22 protein-coding genes are annotated in these 20,117 nt (G+C 68.4%); 4 read left to right on the top strand and 18 right to left on the bottom strand.

The window, feature by feature from the left end; all coding sequences use genetic code 11:
- Positions 1-101 precede the first annotated feature (101 nt).
- Both EL337_RS12415 and EL337_RS12410 read left to right on the top strand, forming a co-directional pair.
- The gene (locus tag EL337_RS12415) at positions 102-1,307 is read left to right on the top strand and encodes a serine hydrolase domain-containing protein (RefSeq protein WP_048631323.1); all 1,206 of its coding nucleotides are present in this window, start codon (positions 102-104) and stop codon (positions 1,305-1,307) included.
- A 336-nt stretch (positions 1,308-1,643) separates the two neighbouring features.
- A complete protein-coding gene (locus tag EL337_RS12410) occupies positions 1,644-2,936 on the top strand; it encodes a 13E12 repeat family protein (protein WP_126316565.1) in 1,293 nt (430 codons plus the stop codon).
- 12 nt (positions 2,937-2,948) lie between these two features.
- Here the strand turns inward: EL337_RS12410 and EL337_RS12405 are convergent, their stop codons facing one another.
- From EL337_RS12405 to EL337_RS12385, 5 genes are all read right to left on the bottom strand, one after another.
- Positions 2,949-3,785 carry an HpcH/HpaI aldolase/citrate lyase family protein gene (locus EL337_RS12405; protein ID WP_048631542.1) on the bottom strand — a complete coding sequence of 279 codons (837 nt, stop codon included), beginning with the start codon at positions 3,783-3,785 and terminating at the stop codon, positions 2,949-2,951.
- Between the two features lie 75 nt (positions 3,786-3,860).
- On the bottom strand, positions 3,861-4,406 hold the full coding sequence (locus EL337_RS12400; protein ID WP_048631322.1) for a hypothetical protein: 546 nt from the start codon (positions 4,404-4,406) through the stop codon (positions 3,861-3,863).
- Positions 4,407-4,895 (bottom strand): transcription antitermination factor NusB, encoded by a 489-nt coding sequence (gene nusB, locus EL337_RS12395; protein ID WP_048631541.1) that lies wholly within the window; start codon positions 4,893-4,895, stop codon positions 4,407-4,409.
- A gap of 62 nt (positions 4,896-4,957) precedes the next feature.
- A complete protein-coding gene (gene efp / locus EL337_RS12390; protein ID WP_048631321.1) occupies positions 4,958-5,521 on the bottom strand; it encodes an elongation factor P in 564 nt (187 codons plus the stop codon).
- A 22-nt stretch (positions 5,522-5,543) separates the two neighbouring features.
- On the bottom strand, positions 5,544-6,626 hold the full coding sequence (locus EL337_RS12385) for a M24 family metallopeptidase (protein WP_048631320.1): 1,083 nt from the start codon (positions 6,624-6,626) through the stop codon (positions 5,544-5,546).
- A gap of 33 nt (positions 6,627-6,659) precedes the next feature.
- Here EL337_RS12385 and EL337_RS12380 point away from each other — a divergent pair, with 33 nt between their 5' ends.
- Positions 6,660-7,256 carry a B-4DMT family transporter gene (locus EL337_RS12380; RefSeq protein WP_048631319.1) on the top strand — a complete coding sequence of 199 codons (597 nt, stop codon included), beginning with the start codon at positions 6,660-6,662 and terminating at the stop codon, positions 7,254-7,256.
- On the opposite strand, the gene aroB is transcribed toward EL337_RS12380, so the two are convergent.
- The 10 genes from aroB to EL337_RS12330 form a co-directional block, all read right to left on the bottom strand.
- Entirely contained in the window at positions 7,253-8,332 is a 1,080-nt protein-coding gene (aroB, locus tag EL337_RS12375; protein ID WP_048631318.1) for a 3-dehydroquinate synthase, read from the bottom strand. The genes EL337_RS12380 and aroB overlap by 4 nt on opposite strands.
- Positions 8,329-8,991, bottom strand: coding sequence for a shikimate kinase (locus EL337_RS12370; RefSeq protein WP_048631317.1), 663 nt, complete (start codon positions 8,989-8,991; stop codon positions 8,329-8,331). The genes aroB and EL337_RS12370 overlap by 4 nt, the downstream gene beginning before the upstream one ends.
- A complete protein-coding gene (aroC, locus tag EL337_RS12365) occupies positions 8,991-10,208 on the bottom strand; it encodes a chorismate synthase (protein ID WP_048631540.1) in 1,218 nt (405 codons plus the stop codon). The genes EL337_RS12370 and aroC overlap by 1 nt, the downstream gene beginning before the upstream one ends.
- A gap of 64 nt (positions 10,209-10,272) precedes the next feature.
- On the bottom strand, positions 10,273-11,016 hold the full coding sequence (locus EL337_RS12360; protein ID WP_048631316.1) for an alpha/beta hydrolase: 744 nt from the start codon (positions 11,014-11,016) through the stop codon (positions 10,273-10,275).
- Positions 11,017-11,067: 51 nt separating this feature from the next.
- Entirely contained in the window at positions 11,068-11,523 is a 456-nt protein-coding gene (locus EL337_RS12355) for a prepilin peptidase (RefSeq protein ID WP_232786743.1), read from the bottom strand.
- 9 nt (positions 11,524-11,532) lie between these two features.
- Positions 11,533-12,342, bottom strand: a complete 810-nt coding sequence (locus EL337_RS12350; RefSeq protein ID WP_048631315.1) for a shikimate dehydrogenase — start codon at positions 12,340-12,342, stop codon at positions 11,533-11,535.
- Positions 12,342-13,589, bottom strand: coding sequence for an endolytic transglycosylase MltG (locus tag EL337_RS12345; RefSeq protein WP_048631314.1), 1,248 nt, complete (start codon positions 13,587-13,589; stop codon positions 12,342-12,344). The genes EL337_RS12350 and EL337_RS12345 overlap by 1 nt, the downstream gene beginning before the upstream one ends.
- Positions 13,582-14,109 carry a Holliday junction resolvase RuvX gene (gene ruvX / locus EL337_RS12340; protein WP_048631313.1) on the bottom strand — a complete coding sequence of 176 codons (528 nt, stop codon included), beginning with the start codon at positions 14,107-14,109 and terminating at the stop codon, positions 13,582-13,584. The genes EL337_RS12345 and ruvX overlap by 8 nt, the downstream gene beginning before the upstream one ends.
- Positions 14,110-14,113: 4 nt before the next feature.
- Entirely contained in the window at positions 14,114-16,804 is a 2,691-nt protein-coding gene (gene alaS, locus EL337_RS12335; protein WP_048631312.1) for an alanine--tRNA ligase, read from the bottom strand.
- A 74-nt stretch (positions 16,805-16,878) separates the two neighbouring features.
- A complete protein-coding gene (locus EL337_RS12330) occupies positions 16,879-17,280 on the bottom strand; it encodes a secondary thiamine-phosphate synthase enzyme YjbQ (RefSeq protein ID WP_048631311.1) in 402 nt (133 codons plus the stop codon).
- Between the two features lie 156 nt (positions 17,281-17,436).
- On the opposite strand from EL337_RS12330, the gene EL337_RS12325 reads away from it, so the two are divergent.
- Positions 17,437-17,745 carry a GlsB/YeaQ/YmgE family stress response membrane protein gene (locus tag EL337_RS12325; RefSeq protein ID WP_048631310.1) on the top strand — a complete coding sequence of 103 codons (309 nt, stop codon included), beginning with the start codon at positions 17,437-17,439 and terminating at the stop codon, positions 17,743-17,745.
- A gap of 97 nt (positions 17,746-17,842) precedes the next feature.
- Here the strand turns inward: EL337_RS12325 and EL337_RS12320 are convergent, their stop codons facing one another.
- From EL337_RS12320 to EL337_RS12310, 3 genes are all read right to left on the bottom strand, one after another.
- Entirely contained in the window at positions 17,843-18,310 is a 468-nt protein-coding gene (locus tag EL337_RS12320; protein ID WP_048631309.1) for an SRPBCC family protein, read from the bottom strand.
- The gene (locus EL337_RS12315) at positions 18,307-18,669 is read right to left on the bottom strand and encodes an ArsR/SmtB family transcription factor (protein ID WP_048631308.1); all 363 of its coding nucleotides are present in this window, start codon (positions 18,667-18,669) and stop codon (positions 18,307-18,309) included. The genes EL337_RS12320 and EL337_RS12315 overlap by 4 nt, the downstream gene beginning before the upstream one ends.
- A gap of 87 nt (positions 18,670-18,756) precedes the next feature.
- Positions 18,757-20,097, bottom strand: a complete 1,341-nt coding sequence (locus EL337_RS12310) for a replication-associated recombination protein A (protein WP_048631307.1) — start codon at positions 20,095-20,097, stop codon at positions 18,757-18,759.
- Positions 20,098-20,117: the final 20 nt, after the last annotated feature.

Here is a 20,117-nt window from a genome sequence, read left to right as displayed (position 1 = left end):
CTCCGCCTCACGGGACGGATCGTTAAAGGATGTCGGAAACTGCGGGGAGCTTAGCAGGTGTCGGCGCGTGGCGGCATTGCGCACTGACCTAATCTGGCGCGATGAACCTCGACCGGAACAAGGCCTCCATCGTCGACGCGATCGACGCGGGGCTGTTGGCGGGAGCCGTGACGCTGGTGTGGCACGCGGGCGAGGTGCAGCAGGTCAACGAGCTCGGTTACCGCGATGTCGAGGCGCGGCTGCCGATGGAGCGCGACACCATTTTTCGTATTGCGTCGATGACGAAGCCGGTGACCGTGGCAGCGGCGATGTCCCTCATCGAAGAGGGCAAGCTCACACTCACCGACCGCGTCGCCACGTGGCTGCCGGAACTCGCGGACATGCGCGTGCTGGCCGAACCGCGGGGTCCGCTGGACCGCACCGTGCCCGCCCAGCGGCACATCACGGTCGAGGACCTGATGACCCATCGCAGCGGGCTGGCCTACATGTTCTCGGTCCTCGGCCCTCTGTCGGACGCCTACCGCAAGCTCCCCACCCGGCAGGACCAGGACCGGTGGCTCGCCGAACTCGCGACGCTGCCACTGGTCCATCAGCCGGGCGAACGTCTGACCTACAGCCATGCCACCGATGTGCTCGGCATAGCGCTGTCCAGGATCGAGGGCAAGCCGTTGAGCCAGGTGCTCGAGGAACGTGTGCTGGGGCCGTTGGGCATGTCCGACACCGGGTTCCACGTCGGAGCCACCGGCCGCCGCCGTGCCGCCACCATGTACCAGCTCGACTCGGACAACACGTTGCGCCACGACGTGATGGGGCCGGCCCCCATCGTCGATCCCCCGTTCTGCACCGGCGGCGCGGGCCTGTGGTCGACGGCCGATGACTATCTGCGCTTCGCCAGGATGCTGCTGGCCGGCGGCACACTCGACGGGGTCCGCGTGCTGTCCGAGGAGTCCGTGATGCTGATGCGCACCGACCGGCTGACCGATCAGCAGAAGCGCCATGATTTTCTGGGCGCCCCGTTCTGGATCGGCCGCGGCTTCGGCCTCAATCTGTCCGTGGTGACCGACCCAGCGAAGTCCCGTCAGCTCTTCGGACCGGGCGGACCCGGCACGTTCTCGTGGCCGGGCGCGTACGGGACGTGGTGGCAGGCCGACCCGTCGGCCGACGTGATCCTCATCTACCTGATCCAGAATCTGCCGAACCTGACCGCGGACGCAGCCGCCGCGGTCGCCGGCAACACGTCGCTGGCCAAGCTGCAGAGCGCGCAACCGAAATTCGTGCGCAGCACGTACCAGGCGCTGCAAGGGTAGCGGCGTTGTCGGATCGGACGTTGGAGAGGCTGGCCTCGGAGGTCACTCCGCGGGCCGTGCGGGTGTCCGACGAACGAAGCGCCTCGTGCGGCGCCCTCGTCGGCGGGTGACACGACTCTTCCATCGGCACCCGCGGGCAGCGCGGCTCGCGCTTTATCGATAGTCCCTGTGGCAGCGTTCCGTCGAGCGCATTCTCGAAGGCGCGGAGCGATTCGTCGGCGTCCTCTGCCACGAAGCGGGCGAGGACGCGCGCGCCGCCTCGTTTCCGATCGGTGAGTTCCGACATTCGAGAAGAGTTGACAGCATTTGTCGGACCGGCGGGGTAACGTCGGTGTCGTGTTCGAAAGTATGTTCGACATCGATGAGGGTGCGTCGCAGGCGGAGTTGCGGGCCCTGGTCGAGCGCTGCGAACGACTCAAATCCGCCGCAGCCGCGGCGCAGGCCCGGGCCACCGCACTCTGGGCGGCCAAGCGCCGCGAGGCCGAGCAGGCGGCGGGAGTGCCCGCCCGCCGCCGCGGGAAAGGGCTCGCCTCGGAGATCGCACTGGCCCGCCGCGACGCCCCGGTGAAAGGCAACCAGCACCTCGGGTTCGCGCAGGCGTTGGTCCAGGAGATGCCCCACACCCTGGCCGCCCTGGAGTGCGGGGCGCTCTCAGAATGGCGGGCCACCCTCATCGTGCGGGAATCGGCGTGCCTGAGCGTGGAACATCGCCGGCAGCTCGACGCCGAACTATGCGCCGACACCGCGAAATTCGAGCACTGGGGCAACAACCGGGTCGAAGCCGAAGCCAAGAAGATCGCCGCCCGCCTCGACGTCGCCGCGGTGGTGGAACGCATCACCAAAGCCGAACAGGACCGCTGCGTCACCATCCGCCCAGCCGCAAACGGCATGGTCTACCTCAGCCTGCTGCTCCCCCTATCCCAAGGGGTCGGCGCCTACGCCGCGCTCAAGCGCCACGCCGACACCATCGGTGACGGCCGCTCCCGCAACCAGATCATGGCCGACACCGCCTGCGAACGGATCACCGGACGCGCGGTCACCGCACCGGTGTCGGTGGCCCTGAACCTGGTCATGGCCGACACCACACTCGCCGGTGACGACACCGAGCCGGCCTGGCTCGACGGATACGGCCCGGTCCCGGCCGGGTTCGCCTGCAAGCTCACCGGCGACGCGGTCGCCGACAAGGACGCCAAAGCCACCCTGCGACGGCTCTACCGCCACCCAAAGTCGGGGCAGTTGGTAGCGATGGAATCCCGGGCCCGGATCTTCCCCAAAGGCCTCGCGATGTTCATCGGGCTGCGCGACCAAACCTGCCGCACCCCGTTCTGCAACGCCCCCATCCGCCACCACGACCACGCCACCCCCGACCGCCACGGCGGACCCACCACCGCCCTCAACGGACTCGGCATGTGCCAAGCCTGCAACTACACCAAAGAAGCCCCCGACTGGACCGTCACCACCACCGACCGCAACGGCGACCACACCGCAGAGTTTCGCACCCCCACCCACGCGGTGTACCACTCCATCGCCCCACCACTGCCCGGAACACGCATCCGCCGACAACTCAGCCTCATCGAAGGCCAACTCGGCATCGACATCATCACCTTCGAACCACGCACCGCCGCCTGACACGCAAAGGCGTTACGGCATACCCAGTTTCGCGGCGAGATCGAGCAGCGCCTCAGCGCGCGCACGGGTGGGCCCGGCGCTGCCGTCGTAAGGCCCGGTCGGCGCATCGAGGCGTGCCAGCGTGCTTCGGGCCTCGTCGATCTCCAAGGCCGACGGGCTAAGGAGAGTGTTGATCGTCTCGGCGTGGCCGACGTCGAGACAGAGCCGACCCGTCATGCCGGCGGCCTTGGCGACCTCGGTCTCACGAGTGAGGTGACGCGCCTGGTCTCGCAGCGTCGGCCCGTCGATCGGTCCGGGCAACCCGGCAGCGCGACTGGCCGTCACCAGCCGAGCCCGCGGGTAGGCAAGGACCATCGGATCAGCAGACATCCCAGTATCACGACGAAAGTCACCGATCCCGAACGCGATTCGCGAACACCGTGGTGCGCGCGCGATCTCCAGGGCTGATTCGACGCCCAGCGCGGACTCCACCAGCGCGACCAGAGGAGTGGCCTCAGGCAGCCGTGCGGCGGTTGCGGCGACGTCGTCGGCCGCTTCTGTCTTGGCAAGTATCACCCCGGCCAAGCCTGGCGCCGACGACAACTCGCCGAGATCGGCGTCCCAGGCCGGCGTGCCGGCGCTGCTGATCCTCACCCACGCCTCGCCACCGCCGTGCAGCCAGTCGGCCACGGCTCGACGGCCGGCCGGCTTCTGCGCATCCGGCAGTCCGTCTTCGATATCGAGGACGACCACATCGGCATCGGCAGAGACCGCTGCGGCGAAACCCGGAAGCCCCGGCTGCAGCAACCACGTCCTGGCCAATGACCAATGCGGCCGACGGGTGCACTTCGGGTGAGGTGAAACCGTCATGCCACCACCATCCGTGCGGCACGCAGCCGCGTCCAGATTGCGCACATTTTGTTCACGCCGCCGGACACGCCGCCACTACATCGAGCGAGACAACACCCTGCCGAACTGGAGTAGCCGCTGCATCTGTGCCAGCCCGCCATTGTCGACCGACTTCACGAACCTGAATGACTCGCAATAGATGTCGGTCTCGGTCGCCGATTTCTGCCGTGACCGGGTGAGCAGTTGCGTGTACATCCGCAGCTTCACCTCCGCGAGCCGGCGAGTGCCGTCGTCGAGCACCTCGTACTCGGTGGACAGCACCTGATCGGTGATGGTGGACAACAGAATCGACCGCGCCGACGCCATCAGGATCCGGTGCGAATCGCCGCCGGGAGCCGTGCTGGAGACGTCGTCGTCGGCGCGCCAGATGACCAGCCGGTGACCGTCGGTGACGAGCACCTCCTGCCAGAGCGCCTCACCCCACGACTCCTCGGTGAAGCCACGCGACATGACGAAGGACTTGATCGCCGACGGCTCGACCACGGAACGGATCTGGTCGAGAGCCAGATCGGGGTCACGCAGATAGACCCGAGCCGCGTCCTGCACGCTGGAGTATGGGGCCCAGTCCTGCGGCGCACCCATCTACGTCGCGCTATCGCCGTCGTGCCCACCCTGCACCGCAGCGGCCGCGGCGCGGATCTGCGGCGTCACCAGCATCACCTGGCCCAGCACACCGTTGACGAAGCCCGGGGAATCGTCTGTGGACAGCTGCTTGGCCAATTCGACCGCCTCGTCGACGGCGACCGGCTCCGGCACGTCCTCGGCGTGCAGCAGCTCCCAGACCGCGACCCGCAGCAGCGCGCGGTCGACTGCCGGCAGCCGGTCCAGGGTCCACCCCTGCAGGTGGGCCGAGATCAGGTCGTCGATGTGGGCGGCATGTTCGGTCACGCCGCGCGCCACCGTCACCGTGTACGGGTTCAGCGGCGCCATGTCGGCTTGATGATGTGCCAACGCGTTTCGGGCTTCCGCCACCTCGGCGGGGGTGATTCCTCGCGCCTCCGCCTCGAACAGGAGGTCCACGGCGCGCTTGCGGGCCTGGTGCCGCCCGCGGTCACCCATCCGGTCAGACACCCCGTCGCTCCGCTGCGCTTCGCTCGACGAGGCCACTCCCCGTCGCTTCGCTCGCCCGGGCGTCAGGCATTGACCCTTCCCAGATAGCTGCCGTCGCGCGAATCCACCTTGAGCTTGTCACCGGTGTTGATGAACAGCGGCACCTGGATCTCGGCGCCCGTTTCCAGCGTCGCGGGCTTGGTGCCTGCGCTGGAGCGATCACCCTGCAGACCGGGCTCGGTCGAGGCGACCAGCAGCTCCACGGTCACCGGGAGTTCCAGGTACAGCGGCGCGCCGTCGTGGAACGCGATCTGCACGGCCATGCCCTCGAGCAGGAAACCGGCGGCCCGGCCGACCAGCGCCTCCGGCAGCGGGTTCTGCTCGTAGTCCTCGGAATCCATGAACACGAAATCGGAGCCGTCGCGATAGAGGTAGGTGGCGTCGCGGCGGTCCACCGTCGCGGTCTCCACCTTCACACCGGCGTTGTAGGTCTTGTCGACGACCTTGCCGGACAGCACGTTCTTGAGCTTGGTCCGCACGAACGCAGGCCCCTTGCCGGGCTTGACGTGCTGGAACTCGATGATCTGCCACAGCTGGCCGTCGATCTGAAGGACGAGCCCGTTCTTGAAGTCGGCGGTCGATGCCACGGTCGGTTGTACTCCTAGCTTGCTAGATGATCACCAGGTCCTTGGGGAACCGGGTAAGTAGTTCAGGGTGTGTGTCCACCACGAGCGTGTCCTCGATGCGGACACCGCCGCGGTCAGGCAGGTAGACACCGGGCTCAACGGTCACCGCGGAGCCAGCAAGCAGTGTACCGGCGGCGGAGCCGTTGATTCCCGGCGCTTCGTGGATCTGCAGGCCGACCCCGTGACCGAGGCCGTGTCCGAAGTTGTCCGCGTAGCCGGCATCGGCGATGACCTGCCGCGATGCTGCGTCGACGTCCTTGAGCCCGACGCCGGGGGCCAGCGCCTCGCGGCCGGCGCGCTGTGAGTCCGCGACCAGCGTGTAGATGTCGCGCTGCCAGTCCGCGACCGGTGCCAGGACGAACGTGCGGGTCATGTCGGAGTGGTAGCCGGCGACAAGCGCCCCGAAGTCGATCTTGACGAAGTCACCGGCAGCCAGGACTGCGTCGGTGGGCCGGTGGTGCGGGATCGCCGAGTTGGCGCCGGCAGCCACGATGGTCTCGAACGACGCACCGTCGGCGCCGTGCGCCAGCATCAGTGCCTCCAGCTCGTTACGCACGTCCTTCTCGGTCCGGCCCGACCGCAGGCCGCCACGGTCGACCAGGTCCTTCAACGCCGCGTCGGCCGCTTCGCACGCCAGCCTCAGCAGCGCGATCTCGCCCGCGTCCTTGACCTCCCGCAGACGCTCCACGGTCCCGGCGGCCCGAACCAGTTCGCACCGCTCACCGGCCGCCTTACCCAGCGCCGTGAACGCGTCGACGGTGACGACGTGGCTCTCGAAGCCGAGTTTGCGCACCCCCGCGGCGGCGGCAAGGCCCGCCAGATGCGGCCCGCACGCCCGCTCGATGACGACCTCGGCGTCCGGCGCCTGATGCGCGGCCTGGGTGCGATAACGCCCGTCGGTGGCAAGCACCGGCGTTTCGCTGTCCGCCAACACGAGTAAGGCAGCGTTAGAGCCGGTGAAGCCGGACAGATAACGGACGTTGACCAGGTCGGATACCAGCATGGCATCCAGTTCGGCGGCTGCCAGGGCGCGACGCAGCCGGTCGCGGCGCTGGGAAATAGTCACAGCGGGTGACGGTACTCGCTAAGGTGAGGCCCCATGAGCAAGTGGCTGCTGCGCGGACTGGTGTTCGCCGCCCTGATGGTGATCGTTCGGTTACTCCAGGGGGCGATGATCAACGCGTGGGAGACGAAGGCGGGATTGATCAGCGCGATCCTCGTCGCGCTGTTCGCGGTCGCGGTCCTGGTGTGGGGATATGTGGACGGCCGCGCCGATGCCCGGAACAACCCGGACCCGGAACGGCGTGACGACCTGGCGATGGCGTGGCTGCTGGCCGGGCTCTTCGCCGGCGTGGTCAGCGGCGCGGTGGCCTGGCTGATCGGTGTGTTCTACAAGAACCTCTACGTCGAAGGCCTGATCAACGAGGTCACGACGTTCGCGGCGTTCACCGCGCTCCTGGTGTTCGTATCCGCCATCATCGGCGTCGCGCTCGGGCACTGGCTGGTCGACCGCAAGGCGCCCAAGCAGTCGCGCCGCCGCGAGTCCGACGATGACCGGGCCGATACCGACGTCTTCGCCGCGGTGCGTGACGATCGCGACTACGAGCCACAGGCCGGCGGCGTCGAGACCGAACAGCAGACCTCATCCGTGGCGCTTGCCGACGACGACCAGACCCGCCCGGTCGACCGCAACTAGGCTCGGGCGACCTCGGCGTAGGCCGCCGCGAGCAGCGACGGATCGGGGCCTTCCAACCGGCCCGGCTTGCCCAGGCCGTCGAGCACCACGAAGCGCAGCACCCCGGCGCGGGTCTTCTTGTCACCCAGCATGGCGTCCATGAGCTGCGGCAGCGCGTCGGCGTCATAGGTCACCGGCAGACCCAGCGAGGTCAGGATGGCCTTGTGCCGCTCCGCGGTGTCGTCGTCGAGTCGCCCGGCGAGGCGCCCCAGCTCCGCCGCGAAGACCAGGCCGACCGATACGGCCGCCCCGTGACGCCATTGGTAGCGCTCTCGACGCTCGATGGCGTGCGCCAGCGTGTGCCCGTAGTTGAGGATCTCCCGCAGCGCCGACTCTTTCTCGTCAGCGGCGACGACCTCGGCCTTGACCGCGACCGCGCGCCTGATCAGCTCCGGCAACACCGAACCGGTCGGATCGAGGGCGGCCTGGGGATCGGCTTCGATCATGTCGAGGATGACGGGGTCGGCGATGAAGCCGGCTTTCACGATCTCCGCCATGCCCGCGATGATCTCGTTACGCGGCAGCGATTCCAGGGTGGCCAGATCGATCAGCACCGCGGCGGGCTGATGGAACGCGCCCACCAGGTTTTTGCCTGCGTCGGTGTTGATGCCGGTCTTTCCGCCCACCGCGGCGTCGACCATGCCCAACAGCGTGGTCGGGACGTGCACGATGTCCACGCCGCGCAGCCAGGTGGCCGCGGCGAATCCGGCGACGTCGGTGGCCGCTCCCCCGCCCAGGCTCACGACCGCGTCCTTGCGTCCTATCCCGATGCGGCCGAGCACCTCCCAGATGAAGCCGACGACGGGGAGTTCCTTACCGCTCTCGGCATCCGGAAGCTCGATGCGATGAGCGTCGATGCCCTTCTCCGACAGATGGTTTCGTATGACCTCCGCGGTCTGGCTCAACGTCGGCTGATGCAGGATCGCGACCCTGTGCCTGCCGTCGAGGACGCGTCCAAGGTCGCCGAGCAAGCCTGTTCCGATGATCACCGGGTAGGGCGGATCAGTACGCACCTCGACCGTCACCGGCTCTGTCACTTCGCGTCCTTTCGTAGGCAGGGGGAACCGCTGCTCTTTCTGGCCGCGACCGTGGCGGGGCTGGGCGGGGCTTCGGTGGAGGGCGAGGCAGTCAGCGACAGGGGCGCACGCCGCCACACCGGGCGCCTGCGGCGTCGCTCGGCCTTGGCGGCGGAGTTCTCCAGCCGTGCGACGATGTGGCGCACCACCGCACCCGGGTTGCGATGTGTCGTGTTCACCCGCATGGTGGCCACCTGGCGGTACAGCGGAACGCGTTCTGCCATCAGCGCTTTGAACTTCTCACCACGGTCAGGGCCGGCCAGCAGCGGACGAACGGTGGCCCCGCCGGTGCGGCGCACACCCTCGGCGGCGCTGATCTCCAGGTAGATCACGGTGTGACCGGCCAGCGCCTCGCGCACGCCCTCGGTGGTCACCGCGCCGCCGCCGAGAGACAGCACGCCGTCATGGGTGGCCAGCGCATCGCGGATCACGCTCTCCTCGATGCGGCGGAACTCGGATTCACCGTCCTTGGCGAAGATGTCGGCGATCGTACGACCGGTGCACTTCTCGATCGCCACGTCGGTGTCGAGCAGCGTCAGGTCCATGCTCTTGGCCAGCCGCCGGCCGATCGTGGACTTACCCGAGCCGGGCAGCCCGATCAGCACGGCTCTGGGGGCCATCAGCCAGACGCCCTTGCACCCTCGGCGGAGGAGGGTTCCCTGGCCGCGACGGCCTGGAGGTAGCTGTCGATGTTCGCGCGGGTCTCGTCCAGCGAATCGCCACCGAACTTCTCCAGGACAGCGCGCGCCAGCACCAACGCGACCATGGTCTCGACCACGACCCCGGCCGCGGGCACCGCGCACACGTCGGAACGCTGATGGATGGCGACGGCTTCCTCGCCGGTCGCCATGTCGACGGTGGCCAGTGCGCGGGGAACGGTGGAGATGGGTTTCATCGCGGCGCGCACCCGGACGGGCTGGCCGTTGGTCATGCCGCCCTCCAGGCCGCCGGCCCGGTTCGTGGAGCGCATGATGCCGTCGGCACCAGGGTAGATCTCGTCATGCGCGACGCTGCCGCGTCGGCGCGCGGTTTCGAAACCGTCGCCGACCTCGACACCCTTGATCGCCTGGATGCCCATCACCGCCCCGGCAAGCTGGCTGTCGAGCCTGTTGTCGCCGCTGGTGAACGAACCCAGCCCGACCGGCAGTCCGTGCGCCACCACCTCGACCACACCGCCGAGGGTGTCGCCGTCGCGTTTGGCGGCTTCGATCTCGGCGATCATCGAGGCCTCGCTGGCCGAATCGAAGGCTCGCACCGGGCTGGCGTCGACCGCGGCCAGATCGGCTGCCTGCGGCGGGGGGCCCGAATAGGGCGTCGACGCACCGATGGAGATGACGTGGGAGACGATCTCCACCCCGAGCGCCTGCCGTAGGAACGAACGGGCGACCGTACCTGCCGCAACGCGGGCCGCGGTCTCACGGGCACTCGCGCGCTCCAGCACGGGACGGGCGTCGTCGAACCCGTACTTGAGCATGCCGGCGTAGTCGGCGTGGCCGGGCCGTGGCCTGGTCAGCGGCGCGCTGCGGGCTGCGCTGTCGGCGAGCTCGGCGGCGTCGACCGGGTCCGGCGCCATCACGGTCTCCCATTTCGGCCATTCCGTGTTGCCGATCTCGATCGCGATCGGGCCGCCGAGGGTGACGCCGTGGCGCATCCCGGTGAGCATCGTGACCTGGTCCTGCTCGAACTTCATCCGTGCCCCGCGGCCGTAGCCGAGGCGGCGACGGGCCAGCTGGTCCGCAATGTCCTGTGAGGTTAGGTGGACCCCAGCGACCATGCCCTCGACCATGGCCACCAACGCCCGGCCGTGGGATTCACCTGCAGTAGTCCATCGCAACACGCGTCCCATTTTCGCATGCCAGGTGCGCTGTCCTGAAACGGCGACGGTGCGACCCCTCTGCCGGTCAGTCGAGAGTCAGCGTCGCACGCATCCAGTCCAGCACCGGAACGGCCACCTGCGGCACGGCCGACTCGGCGATGATCCAGTGCGGCAGTCCCGGATGTACTTGATGCCGGGCGCGGTAGCGCGTGGCGATCCGTCGCGACATCCACGGCGCGACATTGCGGTCCGACCCCGCGCTGACGCACAGCACAGGACACGTCACCTTCGCCGCAGGCACCCGGGTCACGGGGGCACCGACGAGCAGTTCCCGGAACGCCCGGCCGGAGTCGCGGACCAGGTGCCGGATCAACCGGTCCTGCTCCTCGCCGGGCAGTGTGTTCAACGGCACCTTCCGCATGGTGTCCGGCGACGGCAGGAACGGCCGTCCGGCCAGCACCGTCGGCAACAGCCCGACGATGTGCGGCAGCACCGACGCCTGCGGCCACAGCACGCCAGGCGGGATCGGCGCCAAGAGCACCGCCGCCAGCGGATCGCGGGCGGCCGCCACCATCTGCGCCAGCAGGCCGCCCATGCTGTGCCCGACGACGATCGCGGGCCCGCCGATCGCGTCGTAGCGCTCCAGAGCGACATCCACCATCTCGGCGACACCGGTGCGCGTCAGCACCGCATCGTCGGTGGGGTCTCGCCCCGGCAGAGCCGGTACGTGACAGGCGAATCCGGCGTCGGTGAAGAAACGTGTCCACGGCTCCATCAGTGCCGGGCGGCCGAATATGCCGTGCAGCAGGAGGATAGGCGGATTCCTCATGAATCCCAGTGTTGCGGAACACTCTCCGAACAACCATTACCCGACAGGTAATCACACCGCCGCAGCGACCGCCGCCACCGTTGCGGCCACGCACATCGACGGACCGTGCGGCAGCCCCGCCCGCGAACCGCGCATCAGCGCCGACAGTCCGAGCAACGCGGTCAGCATCGACGCTCCGAACGCGCAGAGCAGCCATGCCTGAAGGCCGAAAACGCCGGTGAGCGCTCCGACTCCGATCGCAAGCTTGACGTCTCCCGCTCCCATGGCCGCCGGCGCAGCGAGATGAACCGCCGCGTACACACCGAACAGCGCGGCCGCACCGAGAAGCGCTGCCGGCCCGTGCCCCGTCGCCGCCGCGACGGCGAGGATCGCGACCGCGCCGGGCAGAGTCAGCACATTCGGCAGGCGGTGATAACGAATGTCGAACACGCTCAACGCAATAAACCAGCCGGTCACCGCAACCGCACCGACCAATTCCCCCAGAAATCCCCCCGCGAACTGCCCCACACCTTCAGGCTAAGCCCGCTGCAACGCAGCCCGCATCGCCTCTTCGGGAGCAGCCATCCCGGTGAATTGTTCGACCTGCGCCAAGGCTTGCTGCAGCAGCATCTCCAGGCCACTGATCACGCGCCCACCCGCCGACTGCACGGCCGTGGCCAGCGGAGTGGGCCAGGGGTCGTAGATGACGTCGAGCAGCACTGGCGCCGCTGCCAGCCCGGGCGCATAGGGCGCGACAGCGTCGGCCGGCACGGTGTTGACCACCACGTCCACGCCGGCGACGAGGTCGCCGAGACGTGCGTCGGTGATGTCGCGGTACCGGGCGTCGGCACCGCTGCGCACCGCGAGATCGATCAGGTCGGCAGCCTTGGCCTGGTTACGGGCGACCACCGTGATGTCCCGCGCGCCGAGCGCGACCAGTCCGACGATCACGGCGGGTGCGGTACCCCCCGAACCCACCACGATCGCCCGCTCGCACACCGGCAGGTCGGCCAGCGCACCCTGCACGCCGTCGACGTCGGTGTTGTCGGCCCGCCACCCGGTCGCGGTGCGCACCAGCGTGTTCGCCGACCCGACGAGCTTCGCCCGGTCGGTGGCCTCGTCCGCGAACCGCAGCGCAGCGAACTTGCCCGGCATCGTGACCGACACCCCGACCCACTCCGGACCGAATCCGGCCACCACACCGGCCAGGTCCTCGGCACCGCACTCGATGCGCTCATAGGTCCACTCCGAGAGCCCGAGGGCTCGGTATGCCGCCAGATGCAGTTGCGGCGAACGGGAATGCGCGATCGGGGAACCCAGGACGGCCGCCCGGCGCAGCGCGCTCATCACCTCGCAGAGTCGAGGACGCCGTTTTGTCTCGCCAGTTCGATGTTGGCGAGATGCTGCTCGTACTCCCGGGTGAACAGCGTCGTGCCCTGCATGTCGATGGTCACGAAGTACAGCCAGTCGCCGACTGCCGGCTGCTCGGCTGCGACGAGCGCGGGCTGGCCCGGGGAGCAGATCGGCGTCGCCGGAAGGCCGGGCCTCACGTAGGTGTTCCACGGCGTCATCTGGCCCCGGTCCCCGTCGGTGGTCGCCACCTCGACGCGGTCCAGCGGATAGTTCACGGTGGAGTCGAACTCCAGCGTGCGCCGCTCCGCCAGCCGGTTGTAGATGACACGCGCCACTTTCGAGAAGTCCTGCGGTTTGGCCTCGCGCTGAACCAGCGATGCGACCGTCAGAATCTCGTACGGCGACATGTTCAGTGCGGCGGCGGTACTGAGCAGCCCACCGTCTTCGTATTGCGCCGCGCTGGTGGAGATCAGCGTGGACAGGATTTCCTGCGGCTGGGCCGACGGATCGATGTTCCACGTGCCGGGGGCGATCAAGCCCTCGAGCCTGCGATGGTCAGAACCCATCGCGTCGACGGCTTCGGTCGCCCACTGCGGCACCGCGAGTTCGGACGGGCTTGCCGCACCGGCGGTTTGGCGCAGATCATCGGTGTCGACGCAACGGCGAGCACCGTCGAGGTCCACGCAGGTGGCCTTCGAGATCATGCTCAGGATGCCGTCGGTGACGGCGCGCGTGCGCACGTCCTGGACGTCGTCGAGCTGACGGCCCTCCGGGATGACGAGCAGGCCGACCCGGTTCGCCGGATCGGCGAGGCGCTCGACGGCGTTGACGGCCGGAATCTCCGTGCGCACCTTGTAGAACCCGGGCTGAATGGCCGAGATCGCCGAGTTGCCGTCGGCGGCGGCGACGAAAGTCTTCACGTTGGCCACCACGTTGCTGTCACGCAACGTCTGGCCGATCGCGGTGGTGGAGTCGCCGTCGTGGACCTGGATGACGACGTCGTTCACCCCCTGGCCGGCGTAGTCGTCGCCGGAGCCACCGAACAGCGAATGCCACATCTTGGAGCCCAGGAACACCGCTCCGATGACCACCACGACCAGCGCCGACAGCGCCACCACCAGTGTGGTCCGGCGCCGGCGCCGGTTGCGTTCCTGCCGGGCTCGCTCCCGCCGGGTCATGCGCTGCCGCGGCGGTCCCACCGCAAGCGGCTCGGCGCGGTCGTTCTGCCAGTCGTCAGTCATCCAAGACCTCTCCGTGTGCGGGCAGCGCTGCCCGCCGCTGGTCCAGCCAGTTCTGCAGAATTCCCACCGCCGCGGCCTGATCGATCAACGATCGCTGCCCGCGTGCCCGAACCCCCGCCTCCCGCAACGCCCGCTGCGCGGTGACGGTCGTGAACCGCTCATCGGTCAGCCGTACCGGGACGGGCGCGATGCGTCCGGCCAGCTGGTCGGCGACCTCGGCGGCGTCCTGAGCCGACGAGCCCGCACGATCGGCCAGCGTGCGCGGCAGGCCGACCACCACCTCGACAGCCTGGTATTCGTCGACCAGCGCGGCGAGCCTGCGCAGGTGCCTGCCGGCGCGCTTGTCGCGGGTGACGGTTTCCACCGGGGTGGCCAGGATGGCGTCGGGGTCGCTGACGGCGACGCCGATCCGGACGGTCCCGACGTCGACACCGAGGCGACGACCGCGGCCCGGGTCGGGCGCCGCGTTAGGATCGCCCGGCCGGTCGGGCGCACGGCTGGTCCAGTCGGTGTCTGGCACGCGGTTAGCTCCGGCCTATCTCCGCGCGGATCGCCGCCAATGCAGCGTCGATACCCGCCGCCCCCTTACCGGACCCCTGAGCCTGATCGGCCTTACCCCCGCCGCGGCCGTTGACCGCGGCTCCCATAACCTTGACCAACTCGTCGGCGCGCCACCCGTGGTCCTGGGCGCCCGCATTCACGGCGACCACGAACGGCACCGAGTCGTTCTCACCCTCGGCGATCAGCGCGATCACCGCCGGTTCGCTCCCGAGCTTTCCGCGGATGTCGCCCACGAGGGAGCGCAAATCGCCCGCCGAGATTCCGCCGGCCATTCGCTGGGCCACCAGCCGGACCTTTCCGATCACCTCGGCCCCGGCGGCCGCGTTGACCGCGGCAGAGCGTGCACTGGCCAGACGGAGCCGGTCGAGTTCCTTCTCGGCGGCCCGCAGGCGGTCCACCAGCGTGGCCACCCGGGCGGGTACCTCCTCCGACGGCACCTTCAGTGTGGAGGCGAGTCCGGCCATCAGCGCGCGCTCCTTGGCCAGATGCCGGAACGAGTCCAGCCCGACGTAGGCCTCGACGCGCCGCACCCCGGATCCCACCGATGACTCGCCGAGAATGGTCACCGGCCCGATCTGCGCCGAGTTGCGCACGTGGGTGCCGCCGCACAGCTCGAGCGAGAACGGCCCGCCGATCTCGACCACCCGGACTTCGTCGGGGTAGGCCTCCCCGAAGAGCGCCATCGCGCCCATCGACTTGGCTTTCTCCAGGTCGGTGACGAAGCTGTGCACCTCGAAGTCCGCCTCGACGGCCTCGTTGGTGACTTCCTCGATCTGGGTGCGCTGGTCTTCGGTCAGCGCGCCCTGCCAGTTGAAGTCGAACCTCAGGTATCCCGGCCGGTTCAGCGAACCGGCCTGAACCGCGTTGGGGCCCAGCACCTGCCGAAGCGCCGCATGCACCATGTGTGTGCCGGAGTGGCCCTGGGTGGCGCCGTGGCGCCAGCGCGGGTCGACTGCCGCCACGACGGTGTCGCCCTCCACGAACTCCCCCGATTCCACGTTGACGCGATGCGCCCAGAGGGTTTTGGCGATCTTCTGCACGTCGGTGACGGCCGCCTTGGCGGTCTCGGACGCACCGGTGCCGGTGACGGAGCCCTCGTCGGCGATCTGGCCGCCGGACTCCGCGTAGAACGGGCTGCGGTCGAGGATCAGCTCCACCCGCGGGGCGTCGACGCCGTCGTGGGACACCACGGGCACCCGCTTACCGTCCACAAAGATGCCGAGAATCCTTGCCTCGGTAGACAGTTCGTCGAAGCCGGTGAACACGGTGGGGCCCGCATCCACCAGGTCGCGGTACGCCGAGAGGTCGGCGTGGGCGTGCTTGCGCGCCGCGGCGTCGGCCTTGGCCCGCTGGCGCTGCTCCGCCATCAGGCCGCGGAAGCCCTCCTCATCGACGCTGAGGTCCGCCTCCGCCGCCATCTCGAGGGTGAGTTCGATCGGGAAGCCGTAGGTGTCGTGGAGCGTGAACGCGTCTCGGCCGGACAGCTTCTCGGCGCCCGATGCCTTGGTCGCACGCGCGGCATCGTCGAACAGCTTCGATCCGGAAGCCAGCGTCCGGTTGAACGCGGTCTCCTCGGCGACCGCGATGCGCTGAATGCGGTCGAAATCTGTTGCCAGCTCCGGGTAGGACGGGCTCATGGCATCGCGGACGGTGGCCATCAGGTCGGCCATGATCGGCTGATCGACGCCGAGCAGCTTGGCGGCGCGGATGATCCGGCGCAGCAACCGGCGCAGCACGTAGCCGCGGCCTTCGTTTCCGGGGCTGACCCCGTCTCCGATGATGATCGCCGCGGTGCGGCTGTGGTCGGCGATGATCCGGTAGCGCACGTCGTCGTCGTGAATGCCCTGGCCGTACCCGCGCGGCGCGATCCCGGCGACCAGGTCGATGGCCGGGCGCAGCAGATCGGTCTCGTAGACGTTGTCGACGCCCTGCAACAGGCAGGCGACACGCTCGATGCCCATGCCGGTGTCGATGTTCTGCCGCGGCAGCGGGCCGAGGATCTCGAAGTCCTCTTTCGAGGTACCCTCGCCGCGCTCGTTCTGCATGAACACGAGGTTCCAGATCTCGATGTAGCGGTCCTCGTTGGCCTCGGGGCCGCCGTCGATTCCGTAGTCGGGACCCCGGTCGTAGTAGATCTCCGAGGACGGCCCGCACGGGCCGGGGATTCCCATCGACCAGTAGTTGTCGGCCATGCCGCGGCGCTGGATGCGCTCCAGCGGCAGTCCGGCCACTTCCTGCCAGTACCCGACCGCCTCGTCGTCGTCGAGATAAACCGTGGCCCAGAGCCTTTCAGGGTCGAAGCCGTACCCGCCCTGATCCTGGGGGTTGGTCAGCAATGACCACGCGAACTCGATGGCACGCTTCTTGAAGTAGTCGCCGAAGCTGAAGTTGCCCGCCATCTGGAAGAACGTGTTGTGACGCGTGGTGATCCCGACCTCGTCGATGTCCGGGGTGCGGATGCACTTCTGCACGCTGGTGGCGCGGTCCCACGGCGGCGTGCGCTGACCCAGGAAGTAAGGGACGAACTGCACCATGCCCGCGTTGACGAACAACAGGTTGGGGTCGTCGAGGATCACCGATGCGCTGGGCACCTCGGTATGGCCCGCCTGCACGAAATGATCAAGGAACCGCTTCCTGATCTCGTGTGTCTGCACGTCCTGCTGTCCTTTGCCGTCACCTGCGAATACTCGACCGCACCACAGTACCGTTTGGATACCGGTCGCTTTCCCTAGCCCGACACGAAGCTCAACCGCACCGACCGGCGGGGATTGTCCCTGTTCAGATCCACCAGCACGATGCTCTGCCACGTGCCCAGGAGCGGCTCGCCGTCGGCCACCGGCACGGTCACCGACGGTGAGACGACGCCGGGCAACACGTGGTCGGCGCCGTGACCCGGTGAACCGTGGGCGTGCCGGTAGCGGTCGTCGCGCGGCAACAGACGCTCCAGCGCGTCGACGAAATCGTCGTCGGACCCCGCCCCGGTCTCGATGATCGCCACGCCGGCCGTCGCGTGCGGCACGAACACGTTGCACAGACCGTCGCGCTGCGCGGCGCAGAATTCACGGACGGCGGCGGTCAGGTCGACGATGCGGCGGCGGGAGGCGTCGACGTCCAGGACTTCGGTGTGCATGCGACCAAGGTTAGAGGGATGACTCCCCTGTGGTGTTGAGCCGAGCGGCCGCCGACCGGCGAACGGTGATCTTCTCGGCGCCGGCGATTGACGTCGGCGTTTATTCGAAATCCGCCAGGGGTACTTCAGCGACAGCCGCACCCACTGGAGGAAGACATGACCATCACCGGCATCATCAGCGCAATCCTCATCGGCATCGTCGTCGGCGTCCTCGGCCGGCTGGCCCTGCCCGGCAAGCAGCCGATCGGCATGTTGCTCACCATCCTGGTCGGCATCGTGTCGGCGTTCATCGGCACGGCACTGGCCAGGGCCATCGGCGTTCCGACGGTCACCGGCGGTGTGGACTGGCTCGAATTGCTCGTCCAGGTCGTTGTGGCGGCGGCAGGTGTCGCCCTCTTGACGGCGCTCATGGGCCGCCGCAAGACCGGAGTGCTGGGCCGTCGGCGCTCAGGCATCCTGCGGTAATCGCATCTGAGACACCACGCATGGTGATCCCGGCTGGGCCCCCGACCAGCCGGGATTGCCTCTTTCTCCAGTCCGTTTGGGGCGCAGAGGTTTTCGTTCACCTTAGTAGCGCGTCCAGCTTTTCGTAGCTCTCGGTCATCCCGCCCTCCATCCCCGAGGACAGCAGCGCGTCCCGCGCCTCGGTGTTCGGGCAGATCGATCGGCCGCGGAGCCGCGACCGGCCGTCGGCGAGATCGTCGAACCACAGGAACTCGATGTTCACCATGTCCGGCGCACCCTCGAATTCGAAGGTCTGCAGTATGAATTCGTTCGGTCGCACGGTGTGAAAAGTGCCGTTGAACCCGAACGTCCCGTGCTCGTTGCTGTGCGTGTAGCGGTAGCCCCCGTGGCTCTGGAAGTTCCACTCGGTGACCTCCATCTCCAGCCCGTGCGGACCCAGCCACTGCGCGACCAGTGCCGGGTCGGCGTGCGCACGGTACAGGGCCTCGACCGGAGCGTCGAATTCCCGGGAGAACTCCATCGCCAGTGTGTCGACCGGGGCGGTGAGGTCCAAGGCGTTCGTCATGTCTGCGTCTCCTTCGGTATCGGTGGTGATGTCTGCGCCAGCAGCGCATCGAGCCGGCGGTAGTTGCGTTCGGCGTCCAGCCGGTAGCGATCGATCCACGCGGTCAGTGCCTCCAGCGCGGCGGCGTCCAGGTGCACGGGTCTGCGCTGCGCATCGCGGCTCCTGGTGACCAGCCCCGCCTGCTCCAGCACCTGAATGTGCTTGGACACCGCCTGTTTGGTGATGGCGAACGGTGCCGCGAGCTCGTTGACCGTCGCTGGTCCACGGGACAGTCGCGCCACCATCGCGCGCCGGACGGGATCGGCCAACGCGAGGAAGGCACGGTCCAATCGGGTGTCGGCATCGCCATCATCTGCCAATGATCAACCTTTCTTTTGATCAATCGATTGGTTGATTAAAGACTAGGGTGCGACGAACGACGGTGTCAAGAGGGTTGGGCGCGAACGTCAGCGTGTGCGGCGGATGATGGCCCGCAGCTTGTCGAGCCGCGTCGAGATCTCACGCTCCGCGCCGTGCGTGGTCGGCCGGTAGTAATCCACCCCGACCAGATCGTCCGGCGGATATTGTTGCGGCACAACACCATCGGGATCATCGTGGGCATACCTGTAGCCGACCGCGTTACCGAGCTTCTGAGCTCCCGAGTAGTGGCCGTCGCGCAGATGCGCCGGGACAAGGCCCGCCTTACCGGCGCGGATGTCGGCCATCGCCGCGCCCAGGGCGGTGGTCACCGCGTTCGATTTCGGGGCCGTCGCCAGATGGACCGTGGCGTGCGCCAGTGTCAGCTGCGCCTCCGGCATGCCGATCAGCTGCACGGTCTGCGCTGCGGCCACCGCCGTGGGCAGCGCCGTCGGGTCGGCCATGCCGATGTCCTCGCTGGCCAGGATCATCAACCGGCGTGCGACAAAGCGCGGGTCCTCCCCCGCGACCAGCATCCGGGCCAGATAGTGCAGTGCCGCATCGACATCGGAGCCGCGGACCGACTTGATGAATGCGCTGACGACGTCGTAGTGCTGATCGCCGTCGCGGTCATAGCGCACGGCGGCCTTGTCGAGAGATTGCTCGATGACCTCCACGGTGACCGTCTCACCTGACGCTGTGACGGTTTCGGAGGCCACCTCCAGCGCGGTGAGCGCCCGGCGCGCGTCGCCTGCCGACAGCTGCACAAGTTGCTCGATTGCGTCCTCGGTGACGGCGACCTTGCCGCCGAAGCCACGTTCGTCGTCGATGGCACGACGGATCACCGTGCCGATGTCCTCGGGAGCCAGCGGCTGCAGCTGCAGGATCAGTGAGCGGCTCAGGAGCGGAGCGACCACCGAGAACGACGGGTTCTCGGTGGTCGCAGCCACCAGCAGGACCACCCGGTTCTCCACCGCCGCCAAGAGCGCGTCCTGTTGCGTCTTCGAGAACCGGTGAACCTCGTCGATGAACAGCACGGTCTGTTCACCGCGCATCGACGCCTGCCGAGCCACGTCGATCACGGCCCGCACTTCCTTGACCCCTGCAGACAGTGCCGACAGCGCTTCGAACCGGCGACCCGTGGCCTGGGAGATCATCGACGCAAGCGTGGTCTTGCCGGTGCCGGGTGGACCGTAGAGGATCACCGATGCGGCACCGGAACCCTCGACGAGGCGACGCAGCGGCGAGTTCGGCTTGAGTAGGTGGCCCTGGCCGACCACCTCGTCCAGCGAGACCGGACGCATCCGGACCGCCAACGGCGACGACGCGCCCGCCGGACCCGCGGCGGGCGCCGAGGGTTCACCGGGAACGTCGAACAGGCTCTCGGACACGCTCTCTGCTTACCACTGCC

Source organism: Mycolicibacterium aurum (genome assembly GCF_900637195.1).
GTDB classification, from domain to species: domain Bacteria; phylum Actinomycetota; class Actinomycetes; order Mycobacteriales; family Mycobacteriaceae; genus Mycobacterium; species Mycobacterium aurum.
Note: the sequence above shows the minus strand (reverse complement) of the source record. Positions and strands in the feature narration are given on the sequence as shown.